At 36.8% G+C, this 16,869-nt stretch carries 20 protein-coding genes and 1 tRNA gene; 5 read left to right on the plus strand and 16 right to left on the minus strand.

Annotated features, from left to right (window positions below; translation table 11 throughout):
• Positions 1–92 precede the first annotated feature (92 nt).
• A tRNA-Met gene (locus tag ACZ1GR_RS00115) sits at positions 93–166 on the minus strand.
• Positions 167–302: 136 nt separating this feature from the next.
• On the opposite strand from ACZ1GR_RS00115, the gene ACZ1GR_RS00120 reads away from it, so the two are divergent.
• Entirely contained in the window at positions 303–686 is a 384-nt protein-coding gene (locus tag ACZ1GR_RS00120) for an START-like domain-containing protein (protein WP_377766667.1), read from the plus strand.
• Between the two features lie 54 nt (positions 687–740).
• Positions 741–1,586, plus strand: a complete 846-nt coding sequence (locus ACZ1GR_RS00125) for an aminotransferase class IV (protein ID WP_472610262.1) — start codon at positions 741–743, stop codon at positions 1,584–1,586.
• Here ACZ1GR_RS00125 and ACZ1GR_RS00130 read toward each other — a convergent pair.
• The 5 genes from ACZ1GR_RS00130 to ACZ1GR_RS00150 all read right to left on the minus strand — a co-directional run bounded on the left by ACZ1GR_RS00130 (position 1,583) and on the right by ACZ1GR_RS00150 (position 6,122).
• A complete protein-coding gene (locus ACZ1GR_RS00130) occupies positions 1,583–2,140 on the minus strand; it encodes a YqgE/AlgH family protein (protein WP_472610263.1) in 558 nt (185 codons plus the stop codon). The genes ACZ1GR_RS00125 and ACZ1GR_RS00130 overlap by 4 nt on opposite strands.
• Positions 2,141–2,258: 118 nt before the next feature.
• Entirely contained in the window at positions 2,259–2,531 is a 273-nt protein-coding gene (locus tag ACZ1GR_RS00135) for an HU family DNA-binding protein (protein WP_377766670.1), read from the minus strand.
• Between the two features lie 177 nt (positions 2,532–2,708).
• Positions 2,709–3,677 carry a methionyl-tRNA formyltransferase gene (fmt, locus tag ACZ1GR_RS00140; RefSeq protein WP_472610264.1) on the minus strand — a complete coding sequence of 323 codons (969 nt, stop codon included), beginning with the start codon at positions 3,675–3,677 and terminating at the stop codon, positions 2,709–2,711.
• The gene (locus ACZ1GR_RS00145) at positions 3,664–5,559 is read right to left on the minus strand and encodes a RecQ family ATP-dependent DNA helicase (RefSeq protein ID WP_472610265.1); all 1,896 of its coding nucleotides are present in this window, start codon (positions 5,557–5,559) and stop codon (positions 3,664–3,666) included. Before ACZ1GR_RS00145 ends, fmt begins: the two co-directional genes overlap by 14 nt.
• Positions 5,559–6,122 carry an AAA family ATPase gene (locus ACZ1GR_RS00150; RefSeq protein WP_472610266.1) on the minus strand — a complete coding sequence of 188 codons (564 nt, stop codon included), beginning with the start codon at positions 6,120–6,122 and terminating at the stop codon, positions 5,559–5,561. Before ACZ1GR_RS00150 ends, ACZ1GR_RS00145 begins: the two co-directional genes overlap by 1 nt.
• A gap of 85 nt (positions 6,123–6,207) precedes the next feature.
• Between ACZ1GR_RS00150 and ACZ1GR_RS00155 the strand changes: the two genes are divergently transcribed.
• The 3 genes from ACZ1GR_RS00155 (at position 6,208) to murA (ending at position 8,567) form a co-directional block, all read left to right on the plus strand.
• A complete protein-coding gene (locus tag ACZ1GR_RS00155; protein ID WP_472610267.1) occupies positions 6,208–6,495 on the plus strand; it encodes a DUF493 family protein in 288 nt (95 codons plus the stop codon).
• 82 nt (positions 6,496–6,577) lie between these two features.
• Positions 6,578–7,237, plus strand: coding sequence for a DUF4290 domain-containing protein (locus tag ACZ1GR_RS00160; RefSeq protein ID WP_377766675.1), 660 nt, complete (start codon positions 6,578–6,580; stop codon positions 7,235–7,237).
• Between the two features lie 22 nt (positions 7,238–7,259).
• Positions 7,260–8,567 carry a UDP-N-acetylglucosamine 1-carboxyvinyltransferase gene (gene murA, locus ACZ1GR_RS00165; RefSeq protein ID WP_377766676.1) on the plus strand — a complete coding sequence of 436 codons (1,308 nt, stop codon included), beginning with the start codon at positions 7,260–7,262 and terminating at the stop codon, positions 8,565–8,567.
• Between the two features lie 157 nt (positions 8,568–8,724).
• Here murA and ACZ1GR_RS00170 read toward each other — a convergent pair whose 3' ends face one another.
• The 10 genes from ACZ1GR_RS00170 to ACZ1GR_RS00215 all read right to left on the minus strand — a co-directional run bounded on the left by ACZ1GR_RS00170 (position 8,725) and on the right by ACZ1GR_RS00215 (position 16,868).
• The gene (locus tag ACZ1GR_RS00170; protein ID WP_472610268.1) at positions 8,725–9,141 is read right to left on the minus strand and encodes a hypothetical protein; all 417 of its coding nucleotides are present in this window, start codon (positions 9,139–9,141) and stop codon (positions 8,725–8,727) included.
• A 119-nt stretch (positions 9,142–9,260) separates the two neighbouring features.
• Positions 9,261–9,635 (minus strand): DUF2200 domain-containing protein, encoded by a 375-nt coding sequence (locus tag ACZ1GR_RS00175; protein WP_472610269.1) that lies wholly within the window; start codon positions 9,633–9,635, stop codon positions 9,261–9,263.
• Between the two features lie 252 nt (positions 9,636–9,887).
• A complete protein-coding gene (locus ACZ1GR_RS00180) occupies positions 9,888–10,385 on the minus strand; it encodes a DUF4199 domain-containing protein (protein WP_472610270.1) in 498 nt (165 codons plus the stop codon).
• A gap of 112 nt (positions 10,386–10,497) precedes the next feature.
• Positions 10,498–11,010, minus strand: a complete 513-nt coding sequence (locus tag ACZ1GR_RS00185) for a response regulator transcription factor (protein WP_472610271.1) — start codon at positions 11,008–11,010, stop codon at positions 10,498–10,500.
• 256 nt (positions 11,011–11,266) lie between these two features.
• On the minus strand, positions 11,267–12,268 hold the full coding sequence (locus ACZ1GR_RS00190; protein WP_472610272.1) for a pirin family protein: 1,002 nt from the start codon (positions 12,266–12,268) through the stop codon (positions 11,267–11,269).
• A 60-nt stretch (positions 12,269–12,328) separates the two neighbouring features.
• Positions 12,329–13,228, minus strand: coding sequence for a VOC family protein (locus tag ACZ1GR_RS00195; protein WP_472610273.1), 900 nt, complete (start codon positions 13,226–13,228; stop codon positions 12,329–12,331).
• Complete coding sequence (locus tag ACZ1GR_RS00200) at positions 13,209–13,376, minus strand: Lacal_2735 family protein (RefSeq protein ID WP_377766682.1); 168 nt, start codon at positions 13,374–13,376, stop codon at positions 13,209–13,211. Before ACZ1GR_RS00200 ends, ACZ1GR_RS00195 begins: the two co-directional genes overlap by 20 nt.
• A gap of 14 nt (positions 13,377–13,390) precedes the next feature.
• Positions 13,391–14,815, minus strand: a complete 1,425-nt coding sequence (locus ACZ1GR_RS00205; protein WP_472610274.1) for an amidohydrolase — start codon at positions 14,813–14,815, stop codon at positions 13,391–13,393.
• A 56-nt stretch (positions 14,816–14,871) separates the two neighbouring features.
• The gene (locus ACZ1GR_RS00210) at positions 14,872–16,176 is read right to left on the minus strand and encodes a cryptochrome/photolyase family protein (protein WP_472610275.1); all 1,305 of its coding nucleotides are present in this window, start codon (positions 16,174–16,176) and stop codon (positions 14,872–14,874) included.
• Positions 16,176–16,868, minus strand: coding sequence for an SDR family NAD(P)-dependent oxidoreductase (locus ACZ1GR_RS00215; RefSeq protein WP_377766685.1), 693 nt, complete (start codon positions 16,866–16,868; stop codon positions 16,176–16,178). Before ACZ1GR_RS00215 ends, ACZ1GR_RS00210 begins: the two co-directional genes overlap by 1 nt.
• Between the last annotated feature and the right edge of the window lies 1 nt (position 16,869).

A 16,869-nucleotide genomic window follows, 5' to 3' on the forward strand; every position in this document is an offset into this window, starting at 1 on the left:
ATCTATGTTAAAAAAAATCAATTTGTTGTACCTATGTTGTACCTGAGAAAAGAAAAAGGGACCTCAAAAATTGAAGTCCCTGTATTTACTAGTAGCGAGAGAGGGACTTGAACCCTCGGCCTCCGGGTTATGAATCCGACGCTCTAACCAGCTGAGCTACCTCGCCGTATTGCTTTTTAGCGGCTGCAAATATAAACGTAATTTTTGGCGCAATCAAAATTCAGAATTAATTTATTATTTTGAAATTTATTTTTCTATATTACCACACATATAAATCAATCTAAAGAAAATAAATAAACAGCATGGGTGATAAAGTAAAATTTGAAATTGAGTTTGTGATTCAGTCTTCACCTCAAATGCTTTACCAATATATTTCCACTCCATCAGGTCTTTCTGAGTGGTTTGCAGATAATGTAAATTCTAGGGGAGAACTTTTTACATTTATTTGGGATGGAACAGAGGAAGTAGCAAAACTATTGAAAAAGAAGAGCGATGAGTTCGTAAAGTTTGCTTGGGAAGAAAATGAGGATGACAGCTTTTTTGAAATGAGAATAATTGTGGATGAAATAACCAAAGATGTTTCACTTTTTATCTCTGACTTTGCCGAAGAAGATGAGAAAGATGAGGCTAAAATGCTTTGGGAAAATCAAATTGCGGACCTAAAACATGTACTTGGGTCTAAGTAATAAAATCTACTTTTGATAATGTATCTTTGGCCTTGATTTTTCAAGGCTTTTTTTATGGTCAATTTTAATGGAAACCTTATTTCTTCTAAAGAGAAGTTCTTAAATCACGAAAACCGTGGTTTTAAGTACGGCGATGCTCTTTTTGAAACAGTACGTATTAGTAATGGAAAGTTGCTTTTTTGGGAGGATCATTATTTTAGATTAATGTCTAGTATGCGAATTTTTCGCATGGAAATTCCGATGGAGTTCACCATGGAGTTTTTAGAAGCTGAATTTATAAAGACTTTGGAGGCAAATAAGCTTTTAGGTTCAACGGCAAGAGGCAGATTATCGGTATTTAGAAATGATGGAGGCAGGTATACGCCGAAAACCAATGAATGCTCTTTTGTATTAGAGGTAGAAGAATTAGAAGTGCCTTTTTACACCATTGACGATACTTCGTATGAAGTTGAATTGTATAAAGACTTTTATGTAAATGCCGATATGCTTTCAAACCTAAAGAGTACAAACAAGTTAATACATATCGTTTCTAGTGTTTATGCTAAAGAGAATGGTTATCAAAACTGTTTATTGCTAAATGGAGCCAAGCAAGTTGTTGAATCTATTAACGGCAATGTTTTTTTGGTTTCAGGGAAGAAAATAAAAACCCCTCCTTTAAAAGATGGCTGTTTAGATGGAATCTTACGAAAAAAACTAACTGAAATTATTTCGAAATGGGATGATTTTGATTTAGAAGAGGCTTCAATTTCTCCTTTTGAGCTACAAAAAGCAGATGAGCTTTTTATTACCAATACCATCATAGGCATACAGCCAATTACTAAGTACCGTAAAAAGCGATTCGAAACTACAGTAGCAAGAAGTTTATTGGGTAGGTTAAATGCCCTGGCGCGTCTAAGCTAGTTTAAAGTAGGGTTTTCAGGTGCATTGGACCATATCAGGTAATCACCTCCTAATTCAACCATTTTCTCTTTCCAGAATGCGCTGGCCGATTTTTGAATGATGTTACTTTCATACTCATTTTTAACCACTACCCAAGAATTAGAAGAGAGTTCTTGATTAAGTTGCAAAGAGTCCCAACCGGAATAGCCCAGAAAAAAACGAATATCGTTTTCGGTGATTATTCGGTCGTTTATAAGCTGAATGGTTTTTTCAAAATTCCCGCCCCAATAGATACCATCTGAAATTTCGATACTCCCTTCGATTAATTCTGGCACTTTGTGTATGAAATAAAGATTGTCTTGTTCAACTGGGCCACCATTAAAAACTTTGAAAGGAATCGTAATCTCTTTGATAAGATCACTAATGTCATATTCCAAAGGTTTATTTAAAATAAAACCTACAGAACCTTCGTCGTTATGTTCGGCCAAAAGCACCACAGAACGATTGAAAGAGACATCGCCTGTTATGGATGGTTCGGCAATTAGAAGTTTTCCTTTTTTAGGTTTCGGGCTCACTGTTAAAAATCATTAGCTTCTTAAATGTAGTATTTTAATTTATATTTTCAAAAAAGGGCTAAAACAATAAAAGCGCTTCTATTATAGAAGCGCTTTCAAAGTATCTTAAAATATAGATTTAGTTTACAGCTTTTGCCAACTCAGCTCCTGCTTTAAACTTTACAACATTTTTAGCTGCAATTTTGATAGTCTGTCCAGTTTGTGGATTTCTACCTTCTCTTGCATTTCTTCTAGAAACAGACCAAGATCCGAAACCTACTAAAGAAACTCTACCACCTTTTTTAAGAGATCCTTCAACGTTTCCTAAGAAAGATTCCAATGCCTTTTTGGCTGCTGCTTTTGTGATGCCAGCATCAGCTGCCATTGCATCGATTAATTCTGTTTTGTTCATAATTGAATTAAATTAATTGTTGTTAAAATAACTTTAATGCTGAAACAAATTTATACGGATTTGTATTGGAAGCAAGTGAAATCAGGGGAAAATGGCGTTTTTGTTAATAACTAGGGGTGTTTGTTGATAAATGTGAGGTTTTTCTACAAATTTCCTTAGCCTAGTGGTAGTAGGGCTTTAGCCGACATATGCATTTTTTGATAGTTGAAGGCCATTTAGCACCTCGTGCGTTTTCATTTTTCGCTTTCCAGGTAGTTGAATTTCCAATAGATCTAAATACCCTCCTTTGGCAGCAACCTTTAAGGTCTTTTTAGTGGCAAATATTTTACCAGGGATGTAGTCATGGTCTTCTTTCTCTAATTCTGTTTTAAAGACCTTTAGTTGCAATTCTTCTTCTTCTTCATTATATAAAGTAGTCCATGCAGTGGGGTAAGGGCTAAGACCTCTTATATGATTGAAAATTTCAATTAAAGATTTTGACCAGTTTATTTCGCAAGTCTCTCTATGTATTTTATGTGCGGTTTTCAAATCTTTAAAATCCGGCTGTTTCTCAAGTGCTATTTCGTTTCGCTCTATTTTATCTACCGTCTTTAATATTAGGGAAGCCCCAAGAACCATCAACTTATCGTGAAGCTCACCGGCGGATTCGGTAGGGCCGATTTCAATGCTTTCTTGCAAAATTATTTCCCCGGTATCTATCTTTTCATCAATAAAGAATGTTGTAACCCCTGTTTTGGTTTCTCCATTCATAATGGCCCAATTTATGGGTGCGGCACCTCGGTATTGTGGTAATAATGAGGCATGAAGGTTAAAAGTGCCATATTCAGGCATTTGCCAAACTACTTTTGGCAGCATTCGAAAGGCAACTACTACTTGAAGGTTGGCATTTAAGGATTTTAATTCCTCTAAAAAGGCTTCATTCTTTAGATTAGTAGGTTGTAATACCTTAATTGCTTTAGAAACTGCATATTCTTTAACAGCCGATTGCTTTAATTTTCTCCCTCTACCTGCAGGCCTATCCGGAGCGGTAATTACACCAACCACCTGGTAACCCGCGGTTACAAGTTCGTTTAAACCTGCTACGGCAAAATCTGGTGTCCCCATAAAAACAATCCGTAGATTTCTCTTTTCCTTATATTCTTTCATATTCATTCTTATGGTTTATTCGTATCAATTCGTCTTCCAATAATTCTTGTATGGTTTGCAACACTAGACTTTCCTCAGTATTTAACTCTACTATGATTGCTCTAGAGCTTAATTTTTGAGCGCTTAAGAGTGTTAACACTTCAGACTTTAATACCGAATCCATACTTTTTGAAGTGCTATTCTTTTTGCAAATATCACATTTTCCACAGGCGTTAGTTGTTTGCTGGCCAAAGTAATTTAATAAGAATGTGCTTCTACAGGTTGTTTTATTTTCAATGTAGTGCAACATTTGATTGAGGTTTTCGGTTTTGGTATCGTTTAGTAGTTTTATGGTTTTGGCAAATACATTGATTGTTTTATCGTCTTCCCTTGGTACCGAAAAAGAAAGTTCCAAATCGTTTTTTGTCCTTGTGTAGGTAACCAGGTTATCCTTTTCCAATTTCTCCAATACTTGCATAACCTTTTCTTGCTGAACATTGGTTTTCTTGGCAATAAGGAAAGGATTGATTTTTGTTTCAAAATCAAATAGACCACCATATGTTCTTATTATGGACTGTATGATAGGTGCAATATCAGAATGCCTTTGTAAATAATCAAAAAGAGCCTCTTTTTTAGTTGTAAACTTTAAGGTGGTCTTTTGCTGAAAGTTCTCAGAAAGGCTCAACACCGAATTTTGATCTAAAACTCTAAGACCGTTGTAGGTAAGTAGCTGATTCAATTCGTATTTACTACAAAAAGAATTGAAGTTTAAGCTGAAAGTCTCGCCGCTTCCTTCTCCATAAGCAATCTGAAAATGACTGTTTAAACGTTTATACAGTAACTTAACAAATGTGACATCTGGTAAGGACTGAACAAATTGTTGTTTTGCCCATTTTTTATCTTCTAAATTACTGAGAATAATAGCTTTCGCAGGTTTACCATCTCTACCGGCCCTACCGGCTTCTTGAAAATAGTTTTCAATACTATCGGGTAGTTGGTAATGAATTACAATTCTAACCTTCGGATTATCGATGCCCATGCCAAAAGCGTTTGTGGCCACCATAACTTTTGTTTTACCATTTAGCCACTCCGTAAGTTTTTTCTTTTTCTCCGTTTTTGATAAACCACCATGAAAAAAAGTAGCGCTGATATTTCTATTTTGAAGCAACTCCGATATCTGTTTGGTCATTTTTCGTGTTCGCACATAAACGATGCCACTTTGGCCTAAGGGCTTTAAAAGACTAACTAATTGATAGCGTTTGTCTTCAAAAATCTTTACCTCAAAAGAAAGGTTCTTTCTTTCAAAAGAATCCTTTGTAATCAAGGGGTTCTCTAGTTCTAAATTTTGAATAATATCTGCGCTCACTTTTGTAGTGGCAGTTGCTGTTAATGCTACGATTGGTTTCCTTGGCGCTAAAGTCTTTAATAAAGCACATTTTAGGTAAGCCGGTCTAAAATCATGACCCCATTGCGAAATACAATGGGCCTCATCAATTGCAATAAGGCTCACGTTCATTTGTTGAATACGGTCTTGTATTAATGATTGCTGAAGTCTTTCTGGGGATAAGTATAAAAATTTATAGTTGCCGTAAATACAATTATCCAATAAATTGTTTAGTTCATCAAAAGAAATTCCTCCGGTAAGTGCAATGGCTTTTATACCTTTTTCTTTTAGGCTATCAACTTGATTTTGAATTAAAGCGACCAGTGGCGAGATAACGATACAGATACCTTCTAAATGCATAGCTGGTAGCTGATAACAAACAGACTTTCCGCCCCCAGTTGGCATTAAGGCGAGTACGTCTTTTTTATCAAGAATTGTGGTAATTACACTTTCTTGAGAACCTTTGAAGGAGTCAAACCCCCAATATTTTTTAAGAATAGTTTGTAGCCCTTCTTGCACTAAATGCGTTTTAGTTCATTTAAGATAAAGGAAATACGTTGAGAAACTGAAGTTTTTGGAACAGAAATAGGAGAGTATCCAAAATCTTTATAGGTATTCATTAAGTTTTTATGCAATTTTTCAGCCTCGTCAAAAGTTTCTAGACGCTCATTATCGGAAATATAGATTTCTTTCCAAGGGGGCATTATAAAAACGGCATCATATTTATGATTTTCACAGGTATTTATAAAATCTTGCCCATATGACTGTGCAAAATAGTCCATGTAGGCCAATACATCTGGCATACCTCGGTCAAAAAAACTAACTTCTGTATCTAAATCTTGGGCCTCTTTGAAATGGCTTAAGCGACCTTGCAATAAGAGTTGATTAAATTTAAGAGGGTCGTCTACAAAAGCCAAGGGGTTTGATACAGGAGTTTTCTTTGTTCCATCAAGTTTGGCTTTGGCGGTCATACTTCTGATAATTTCATGAAAACAGCGATAACCATGAGCCTCAAGGCCGTTTATTACGACTGTTTTACCAGTTCCGGGGGCACCGGTAACCACTATTTTCTTAATGCTCAAAAAAAAGTATTTAGGTTACAAAGTAATGAAATCGCTTTAAGGAAAAAAAATAGAAACTTAACGGATTATATTTGTAAAAAAAAGAATGGACGCGGAGAAATCACAAGAGTTTTACGATAGACTTAAAGAACAACTTTTAGAAAATAGTTCTTGGCCATCTAAATACCTTTATAAGTTTATTGTTCCCACCGATACCAATAAGATAGAACGTATAACAGGTATCTTTGATAATATAGGCGCAGTAATTGAGTCTAAACAATCTAAAAAAGGTACTTATACCAGTGTTTCTATTACCGTTACCTTAGAAAATCCGGATGCGGTAATAGAGAAATACAAAGAAGTATCAAAAGTGGAAGGCGTAATTTCGCTCTAAATCCACTATAAATGCAATAAATTTCTTAATTTGCGCGATATAACGGAGACTTCCTGTTAGTAATAATCATAAACTTTCCAGTTTGAATTTAGTAGAAAATTTAGAATACAATACCGAGCGCCCTCAATTAATTATTCCTGAGTATGGGCGACACTTTCAAAAAATGGTAGACCATGCGGTTTCCATTGAAGATAAAGAAGAACGAAATAAAGTAGCTCAAGCTATTATAAGCGTTATGGGTAATTTACAGCCTCATTTACGTGATGTGCCAGATTTTCAACACAAACTTTGGGACCAGTTGTTTATTATGTCCGATTTTAAATTGGATGTCGATTCTCCATTTCCCATTACATCAAAAGAGGTTTTAAGACAACGTCCTGAGCCTTTAGAGTATCCACAAAACCATCCAAAATACAGGTTTTATGGCAATAATATAAAACGTATGGTCGATGTTGCCGTAAGTTGGGAAAAAGGCGACTTAAGAGATGGTTTAGAATACGCGATCGCTAATCATATGAAAAAATGTTATTTAAACTGGAATAAGGATACAGTTGATGATGCAGCTATTTTTGCCCATTTAAAAGAGCTTAGTAATGGTGAGATCGATTTGGCTCCAAGTGGTGAAAGTCTTACCGAGAGCAACCAATTTCTTAAGAATAGAGTTCAAAAATCCAATAGAAGCTATAACAACAGCAAAAAGAACTCAAGAAACAATAACAACCGTAATAAAAAGCGGTACTAATTATTAGCATTCAATCAAGTAAATGGGGACATTTAGAATAGAAGGGGGGCACCAACTTAAAGGTGAGATTACCCCTCAAGGCGCAAAAAACGAGGCACTTCAAATTCTTTGCGCGGTTTTACTTACTGATGAAAAAGTAACTATACACAATATTCCTGATATCGTAGATGTCAATAAACTAATTGCGCTTTTAGAAGACTTAGGCGTAAAAATTCAGAAGAAAGGCAAAGGTTCTTATACCTTTAAATCAGATGATATTAATCTAGATTACCTACAGTCTGATCAGTTTAAGCAAGATGGTCGTGGTCTAAGAGGTTCAATTATGCTCGTTGGCCCTCTTTTGGGGAGATTCGGAAAAGGATATATTCCTAAACCAGGTGGTGATAAAATAGGACGCAGAAGATTAGACACCCATTTTGAGGGTTTTATCAAACTAGGTGCAAAATTCAGATATAATAAAGAAGAATATTTTTACGGAGTAGAGGCAAAGAAACTTAAAGGCACCTACATGCTTTTAGATGAAGCTTCTGTAACAGGTACCGCAAATATTGTGATGGCCGCTGTTTTAGCAGAAGGTACTACTACCATTTATAATGCTGCCTGTGAGCCCTATCTGCAACAACTATGTAAGATGTTGGTGCGTATGGGAGCCAAAATCACCGGTATAGGTTCTAATCTTTTGAATATTGAAGGCGTAGACCGTTTAGGAGGTACAGACCACTCGATGCTTCCGGACATGATTGAAATTGGAAGTTGGATCGGACTTGCCGCTATGACAAAAAGCGAACTTACCATAAAAAATGTAAGTTGGGATGATCTTGGGCAGATACCTAATGCTTTTCAGAAATTGGGTATTCAATTAGAACGACGTGATGATGATATTTATATTCCGGCCCATAAAGACGGGTATGAAGTCCAGAATTACATAGACGGCTCTATTTTGACTATTGCAGATGCGCCTTGGCCGGGTCTAACGCCAGATTTATTAAGTATTTTATTGGTTGTAGCCATACAGGCAAAGGGAGAAGTGGTCATCCATCAAAAAATGTTTGAAAGCCGTTTGTTCTTTGTGGATAAATTATTGGATATGGGTGCAAAAATTATTTTATGCGACCCACATAGGGCGACTATTATTGGTCATAATTTTAAGTCCACTTTAAAAGCAACTACCATGACCTCACCAGATATCAGGGCTGGGGTTTCTTTGTTGATTGCGGCACTGTCTGCCAAAGGAACGTCTACCATTCATAATATCGAGCAAATAGACCGCGGCTATGAGAATATTGATGAGAGGCTACGCGCTATTGGAGCTAAGATAGATAGGGTCTAACGAGTCTTTTAGGGCAATTTAAAATTCGTTAAAAGCTCATTTTTGCTACGGATTTAATCAAAACTCAGGGCTTGTTAGTTTTTGTTTCATCCTATTTTTATAGAATAGTTCAGTGGTATGTTTGCCTTGTTTTTCTAATGCGAATGTATCAGCACAGCTATAAATTTGATTGCGGGTCAAGGTTAATCTGATTTTGATTTATCTTTAAACCAGCAATTAAAAAACAGGTAGCTGCGACGAGTAGTAAAATAGCTGGAATGATACCTCCTAAGTAAAACGCCAATAGTGCATCTATAGTGACAAAAAATGAGAGCAGAAATAATATTTTTTTAGCCGCTTGTTGAAGAAATAACGCTAAGAACCCAAAAAATGCCAAACAAACCAAATGAATCGCAGGATGCGCAAATAAAACAGGAACAACTTCTTTAAGAAATTCTTTCGAATTAGATTCTTCAATAGCATTGCTCACATAGAAAAAGCCACTGCCGTGTAAAATGGCCATTAAAATTAGCAGAATACCTGCCATTAAAATGAGAATTTTAGATTTCTTTAGATTTCCTTTTTGCTTGACCATGGTTTTGACTATTTAGATAGTTGAGATTTACTACTATTAAATAGACGTAATTTAAAACAAAATGGTTGCCTAAGGTCGGTATTTACAAACTTTAGTTTTGACTTATAACAGACCTATTATTATTTTTCTGTTCGAAGAATTTTTTCCATTTTACGACCTTTTGCCAATTCATCAATCAGCTTTTCCATACGTCTACATTGTTTATAAACTAAAAATTCATCTTCTATTTCTTCAATTCGATAACCGCAGACAACCCCTTTGATCAAGTGAGCGTTTGAATGTATTTTGGCCTTTTGAAAAAATGTTCTAAAGCTTGCTTTTTGATCAATAAGTTCTTGTAAAGCATTTTGATCAAAACCAGTAAACCATTGAATTACTTGGCCAAGTTCTTCTTTTGTTCTTCCATTTTTTTCTATCCTCTTTAGGTAATGAGGGTAGATAGATGCAAAAACCATGTTGGCAACTTGTTCATTTTTTTCGGCTGTTACTTTCATTTTAATTTAAATTAATTTGTCGCAAACATCCCGCTTTATACTAGGCTGCGAAAACATTGCACGAGTTGTATTCTTAGCTGTTAATCTTAAAGAAATATAGCAAAATACTTTTAACGATGGTATTTGAATTGGGCCTCCATACCCTTACATGATATTGTTCGCCAAAGTAGTTCGCACTAGTGGACAGATAGTTATAGTATTTTGTATTATCCTACAGATTCGTCAATCTGGCAGAGTGCGAAGATGATTTTGTTACTTTTTTTTGACTATAAAGGCGCTAAATAAAGCCACTATTATCCCTATGGGAAAAACTTCCATGTAGGTAATTAAAATAGGAAACAAGGGGTTCTTATACATTTCCTTAAAGTTTGCCATTTGAGCGGTTGTAGCTTCAACCTCATCCGGAGCAGCATTTTTTATTAAATAGTCCGCATAAACATCAATAAAATCGGGTACAAAAAAATAATAATACAATAGACCAACCACAACATAAAAGGTAGAGGCAACAAAACAAATTAGTGCTCCTGTTTTAAATGCTTTAGAAAACCCGATTTTCCCATCGAGATAATTGTTTCTGTAATTGCGTACTCCAAAATAAATTAAAGAAAACATAATGACCAATGTGGCATACCCTATTATATCGTTTCCTTTATAATCAGGATTTGAAATCATCATATTCATATGAATAATCGCATTGACACTTAATAATATGCCTATTACTGCTCCGAAAATTAGAATGATTTTTTTCATAATTGTTGGATTTAGAGTTTGCCTCGAAACTATTATTTTAAACAATAACTTACTTCATACTTTGGTACCAATTGTTGAGCTTCAGCACTTTTATACCAAAGTACTAGTTCCCTCACTCGACGATTTTAATTTCTTTGGCAACCGCAATTGCCCTAAACCTGCTTTTTACGTTCATTTTGGTATAAAGGTTAGAAACATGGGTTTTTATTATGCTAAGTGAAAGAAACAATTCATCCGCAATCTCAGAATTGCTATGCCCTTGAGCTATCAGCTTTAAAATTTGGTATTCTCTGTTTGTTAAATTCAACCTTTTTAAGCCAGCCTCATTTAATTTAAATTCTTTGGGTTGCTGAATCATATTTTGTTTGTCCACTAAAACAGCTCGTGTTTTTGGTTTTATTAATTGAGAAGCTATCCAGGCACCCAACAAGGTGAACATAAGGGCAATCAATCCAATATAAATATCGATTGCGTTTTCCCTAATTATAAAATTCCATTGCAACCATTTCAATCCAAGAATTAAGCTAGCGGTCGCCAAACCATATAACATGATGTGACTTACACCATTATCTAAATGCTTTTTACATGAAACTATCTTACGGAGATTGTAGCGTCCTTTTTTCATGACTGATATAATGTTGCGCTATGTACAACGGCTGTGTAAACAGCATTAAGGTCTTGGTATTGGTTATTAATTCTGAGGAAATATAGCAAAATACTTTAAACGATATCATGTGAAGTGGACCTCACCCTCACACGAAATGGTTCGTGAAATAGTTCAAGTTAGCAGATATATGCTAATCACTTAAAAGAATCATGTATGTTGTATGACATATTGAAATACTTTCGAAAATGTTATCCCAAATGTATATGTTTAACTATTATTTTTCTACCAAGTCCCCATCTGGATATTTTGCAAAACGTCCTTTTTCTTTCTCATGCACATTATCGGGGTAGGGCCAAGGCCAGCCACCAAATTGCGTTGTGCGGTATTCGTCCATGGCCTGCTGTATTTCAGCATCGGTGTTCATTACAAAAGGACCGTATTTTGCAACTGGTTCGCCAATAGGTTTGCCTTGTAAAATCAAAAAGTGCGCTTGCTTTTTGCCCACTTTTATGGTAGTTTCTTGGGCGCCATCTAAAACCAAACCAAAATTAGGCTTTATCTTTTTTCCGTCTATTTCAATTTCATCGCCTTCATAAAAATAGAGTGTTCTAGAAACCTCAGTGCTTGCTTTGGGTAAGATAAATTCGGTCTCGGGATATATATGAATGTTCCAGACCGCAACTTCATTTTCATTGTTTGCCGCCCAAGAGTTGGGGGCAGGGTCATTGGCTTGGTTTCCCCTGTAATTACCGGCTATCACTTTTACAGTGGCATTGGTTTCTTTGATAATGGGAATATCTTCATGCCATAACATTTTAAAATGCGGGTCTACAAACTTATCGGCTTTAGGTAGATTCAACCAGATTTGAAATAACTCTAATGGATTTTCTTTATCGTCATTCAGTAAAGGAAACATTTCGGAGTGTTGTACCCCACGGCCTGCGGTCATCCATTGCACATCGCCCTCTCCAAAACGCCCAGCGGCACCTAAAGAGTCGGAATGATCACAATAGCCTTTGTTGACTATGGTAATAGTTTCAAACCCTCTATGCGGGTGGTACGGAAAACCTGGTATTGTCGTACCATGATACATACGCCAACCATCTTTTATCGTAAAGTCGTTGCCAAGGCTTCTACCTTCTAGCAATTTTGGGTCTGGCCCCAATTCTCCATTTCCTTTAGGATAATGGTCTAAGTGGTATACACAAAACAAAAAGGGATCTTGTGTTTGCCATGGAAAGCCTAAGGGAAATGTTTGTACTACGGAGTTGTTCATATTTTAGTCTTTCTTATTTTAAACAATTTTAGCTTCCGCTTGAACTATGGTAGATCTTTATTAGTGCTTTACCGTATTGATTTCGATCCAATAGCCATCAGGGTCTTGCAAATAGATTTGTTTTATCCCATCACTGCGGTCGGTAACCGAACCTTTGTCACCTGGCCAATTATAAAAATCAATGTTCTTAGCCATTAGATGTGCTATAAAGCCTTCTAAGTCTTGTGTTGATAAGCACAGGTGTATGCTCTTATCTTTTTTAAAGACGATAACATCTTTTTTTATGAGGTGCAACTGCGAATTCCCTCTAATTTCAAACCAGCGAAAACCTTGGGCCTTATCGGGGTGGGGAATCTCTTTTAATTGCAGTACATCACGATAGAAATCACCCGTTTCGATCAGTTTGGTCACCACCAATGATTCATGGTCAAAATGAAAATCAAAACCGTTGTCAGCTTTAAATTGCGTTTCTAAATAGGTCTGTTTCCATTCTCCATTTACATAGCTGCCAACTTTAAAATTATAGGTGTTATCATCAACATACTCCCAAGCATCGGTTACTTCGGTATCGCCATAAGTGTATTTATATAAAATATCTTTTTCATTGAATGACACCGTACCCTTGGTAACCCCTCCAAAAACATCAAATTCCCAGAACCGAATGGTGTTGCTTTCTGCATCGTATTTACGAATACCGTGATTGCGATGGCCGTATTCGGTTTGTTCTTTGTTTACAAAACCCTTGGATTCTGCTACAATGGTCTTACCCTCTAAAGAATACCTAAATTCTATCTCTTGTTTGAATTTCGACCCATCGCCCCAAGTGCCTTCTGCTTTCCAGGTTTTACCAACTAAATTTTCAAATCCGTTTAAAGGATTGTCTTGGGCAGTAATAAAAGTCGGCACTAGCAGCAATGCTGTCACTGCTAAGAATAAACTTTTACGATGTAAGTTCTTCAATTTGTTTTTGAATTTTATCAGCCTCCGCATATTTGGTATCGCTTTCACTTCTATTGATTTTAGAAAGATCAAAGGCCTCTTTCATGAGCTTTTGATACTTTTCTTGTAATTTTTCTAATTCTGTTTTCTTTTTAAATAATCCGAACATAGCAATTTTTGGTTTTAATCTTTTCCGATAGGTGGGGGACCGTCTATCATAGCCTCATAGACTTCATCTCCTTTTCGGGTTTTGTATTCTTCTTTTACTTTTTCAACGAGTTTTGGATTTGTAAATAAATCTACCATGGTCATACCCATAGCTTTTGAGGCATAGACCATACCTTTATGGCCAATACTCATTCCACCGCAGGCTACAACTGCCCAAGAATGCCAAGGGGTATCTTTTGGCGCAACGGTAACGCCTAAATTTATATTAGGAACGTTCCAGCTTACATCACCTACATCTGTAGAACCTCCACCAGGATTCTTTTCGGTTTCTTTTAAAGGATAAATTTTACTATCCATACCTATCTCTGGCTTGCCAGTTGCTTTTTGTATCGCTTTGCCAAAAGCCGTTTCTTCTTCCGTATAGGTAATCGGGCCTAAAAGCTCAAGGTTTTTCTGCATAATTTCACCACCGGAGCGATTTACCAAGGTTTCGTAAATACCGGAAACCAAAGAGATTTTATAATCAACATTGGCCATAATAGCGGCACCCTCGGCCATTTTTTTAACGCGTTCGTAGGTAGGCAGCATAATTTTCCGCTTTGGATCACGTACCCGCACCCATAGTTTTGCATAATCTGGCACTACATTTACGACTTGCCCACCATCTTGAATATGATAGTGGATTCGCGAAGTGGGCAAAATATGTTCTCTATAGTAATTAATTCCAGTTGTATATAACTCTAGGGCATCAGAGGCGCTACGCCCGTTCCAGGGATCTGCGGAGGCGTGAGCGGTTTGGCCATAGAATTCTACAATAAAGTCTATTAATGACAAGCCACTTTGTACATCGGCCTCTATGCCTGAGGAGGGGTGCCAGCTAATATTAACATCTACATCGCTCCAAAGCCCAGCTTCTACCATCCAAACTTTGGCAAAGAACTTTTCTTCTGCAGGAGTTCCTGAAAATTTGACAGTACCCTTTATTTTTCCTTGGTCCATAAGTTCTTTAATGGCTATTGCCGAACCTAAGCTTGCAGTACCGAACATATTGTGGCCACAGCCATGGCCAGCAGCTCCGGGTTGTAAAGGCTCTTTTACCGGGGATGCTTTCTGCGAAATACCTGGCAGGGCATCGAATTCGCCAAGAATACTTATTACTGGCTTGCCCGAACCATAAGTGGCCGTAAAGGCCGTAGGAATATCGGCGACCCCCCGAGTAACTTTAAGTCCGTTTTTTTCAGCATAGTCAGCTAGAATACGTGAAGATTCACTTTCGTTAAAAGCGGTTTCTGCAAGTGCCCATATAGAGTCACTGATCTTTATCAATTCGGCCTCGTGTTTTTCAATAGAGGCAATGATTGCTTTTTTGTTGGGGTTTAATTTTTGGCCTATGCTTCCAATACACGTAAATAAAGCGACAAATAGGATAATTTTTTTCATTTTTATAGGTGTTGGTTACTTTAAAAAAACTGAATCTCTAAAGTAATGAAAAAGTATTAGCCAACCGCTTCTTTATAAACTTGTAAACACCTTTCCCTCGCCATTTTATGATCTACCATTTTTTCAGGGTAGCTAAGCTCTTGAAGTTCAGGTATCCATTTGTTGATATAATCTTTTTGCTTATCAAACTTATCAACTTGGGTCATGGGGTTAAAAATTCTAAAATACGGGGCAGCATCAACACCACTGCCCGCAGCCCATTGCCAGTTACCGACGTTGGCACTCATATCATAGTCTAAAAGCTTTTCGGCAAAATAGGCTTCTCCCCAGCGCCAATCTATCAATAAATGCTTGCATAAAAAGCTGGCGACCAACATTCGAACGCGGTTATGCATATAGCCTGTAGCATTTAATTCGCGCATACCGGCATCTACCAAGGCATAGCCGGTTAGGCCATTTTTCCATTTTTCGAATTCCGCTTCATTATTGCGCCATTCGATACGGTCATATTTGGGTTTAAAGGCCTTTTTATGGGTATGCGGAAAATGCCATAGAATTTGCATAAAAAACTCTCGCCAAATCAGTTCGCTCCAAAAAACTTCGTTTTCTTCAGCAATTGCCTTTTTCACCATTTTTCTTGCAGAAACTGTTCCGAATCTTAAATGAGGACCTAATCTAGATGTGCCATTTTTAATGGCCGGAAAGTTTCGCGTATCCTCATAATTTTGAATCAGGTCTTTTGTTACGACAAAATCGGGCACTTCAATGTCTGATTCTTGAAAGCCTAGGTCTTCTAATTTGCAATCTGGAAAGCGCTTATTTCGTAAGAGGTTAGCAAAATCTGGTTGATATTCTACCAAGTCTACTGAGGGATTAAATTGTTCTTTCCATTTATTTTTAAACGGGGTATATACAACATACGGTTTGCCATCACCTTTGACAATCTCACTTTTTTCAAAAATTACTTGATCCTTAAAGGTCTTAAAACCGATGCCTTTGTCCGTCAAGAATTCTGCAACTTCTTTATCACGCTGTTTCGCATAAGGTTCATAATCGTGGTTGGTAAATACCGTATCGATGCTAAATTCTTTAGACAAGGTGTCAAAAACCTCTACAGGTTTTCCATGATAAATGCCCAAGTCGCTATTAAAGTCTGACCGTAATTTTTTTCTGATTTTTACCAGTTGTTGATGTATAAAACCAACACGCGCATCGGTTTTAGGTAGTTTTTCTAAAATTTCAGTATCAAAAATAAAAATTGGTATTACGGCAGATTCGCCTTTTAAAGCATGGTATAGCCCCACATTATCATCTAAACGCAAGTCGCGCCTATACCAAAATACACTTGCCTTTTTCGCCATTAATTTACATTTAAGGTAGATATACCACCATCAATACCAATACTTTGCCCAGTAACCCAAGAACTATCCTCTTTTAGTAAAAAGCAGGCAAGGTTGGCTATGTCCTTTGCTTCACCAACTCTTTTTAAAGGGTGACGCTCGTTCATAAGTTCTCTTTTCCTGTCATTATTTAATAGACGTTTTGCCAGGGTCGTATCTACTAATGAAGGGGCTATCGTATTTACCCTAACCTTTGGCGAATACTCTGCGGCCAATGACTTTGCAAACCCTTCAATTGCGCCTTTTGCTGCTGCTACACTAGTGTGAAAAGGCATTCCTGTAGCGACTGCAACTGTGCTAAAGAACACCATACTTGAGCCATCTGCCATTTTAGGCATAACAGTCTTCACAACCTTGACCAAAGAAAAGAAGTTAAGCTCCATATCTTCTTTAAAAGTGTCAATCGACAACATTTTAAAAGGCTTTAGATTAATACTACCCGGACAATACACAAACCCATGTAGCTCATTTGGTAGTTCTGAGTCTTCAAAGGTATCCGTGGTAGCATCAAATGAAATGTAATTAACTTCTAAATTACCAAGTTCATCGTTGGTTCTTGAGGCAACATATATTGTAAATTGGTCTTGAAGTGCTTTAGCTATTTCAAAACCTATACCATGTGAGCCACCTACGAGTAGAATATTTTTTTGCATA

This window comes from Croceitalea sp. W27, assembly GCF_055693185.1.

Bases quoted from the DNA above. Each gene is read 5' to 3' on its own strand.
- ACZ1GR_RS00125 (WP_472610262.1), top strand. From the start codon at position 741: ATGGTCAATTTTAATGGAAACCTTATTTCTTCTAAAGAGAAGTTCTTA.
- ACZ1GR_RS00135 (WP_377766670.1), bottom strand. From the start codon at position 2,531: ATGAACAAAACAGAATTAATCGATGCAATGGCAGCTGATGCTGGCATC.
- ACZ1GR_RS00170 (WP_472610268.1), bottom strand. From the start codon at position 9,141: ATGGTCAAGCAAAAAGGAAATCTAAAGAAATCTAAAATTCTCATTTTA.
- ACZ1GR_RS00210 (WP_472610275.1), bottom strand. From the start codon at position 16,176: ATGGCGAAAAAGGCAAGTGTATTTTGGTATAGGCGCGACTTGCGTTTA.
- ACZ1GR_RS00120 (WP_377766667.1), top strand. From the start codon at position 303: ATGGGTGATAAAGTAAAATTTGAAATTGAGTTTGTGATTCAGTCTTCA.
- fmt (WP_472610264.1), bottom strand. From the start codon at position 3,677: ATGAAAGAATATAAGGAAAAGAGAAATCTACGGATTGTTTTTATGGGG.
- ACZ1GR_RS00200 (WP_377766682.1), bottom strand. From the start codon at position 13,376: ATGTTCGGATTATTTAAAAAGAAAACAGAATTAGAAAAATTACAAGAA.
- ACZ1GR_RS00185 (WP_472610271.1), bottom strand. From the start codon at position 11,010: ATGAAAAAAGGACGCTACAATCTCCGTAAGATAGTTTCATGTAAAAAG.
- ACZ1GR_RS00155 (WP_472610267.1), top strand. From the start codon at position 6,208: ATGGACGCGGAGAAATCACAAGAGTTTTACGATAGACTTAAAGAACAA.
- ACZ1GR_RS00205 (WP_472610274.1), bottom strand. From the start codon at position 14,815: ATGAAAAAAATTATCCTATTTGTCGCTTTATTTACGTGTATTGGAAGC.
- ACZ1GR_RS00215 (WP_377766685.1), bottom strand. From the start codon at position 16,868: ATGCAAAAAAATATTCTACTCGTAGGTGGCTCACATGGTATAGGTTTT.
- murA (WP_377766676.1), top strand. From the start codon at position 7,260: ATGGGGACATTTAGAATAGAAGGGGGGCACCAACTTAAAGGTGAGATT.
- ACZ1GR_RS00180 (WP_472610270.1), bottom strand. From the start codon at position 10,385: ATGAAAAAAATCATTCTAATTTTCGGAGCAGTAATAGGCATATTATTA.
- ACZ1GR_RS00175 (WP_472610269.1), bottom strand. From the start codon at position 9,635: ATGAAAGTAACAGCCGAAAAAAATGAACAAGTTGCCAACATGGTTTTT.
- ACZ1GR_RS00190 (WP_472610272.1), bottom strand. From the start codon at position 12,268: ATGAACAACTCCGTAGTACAAACATTTCCCTTAGGCTTTCCATGGCAA.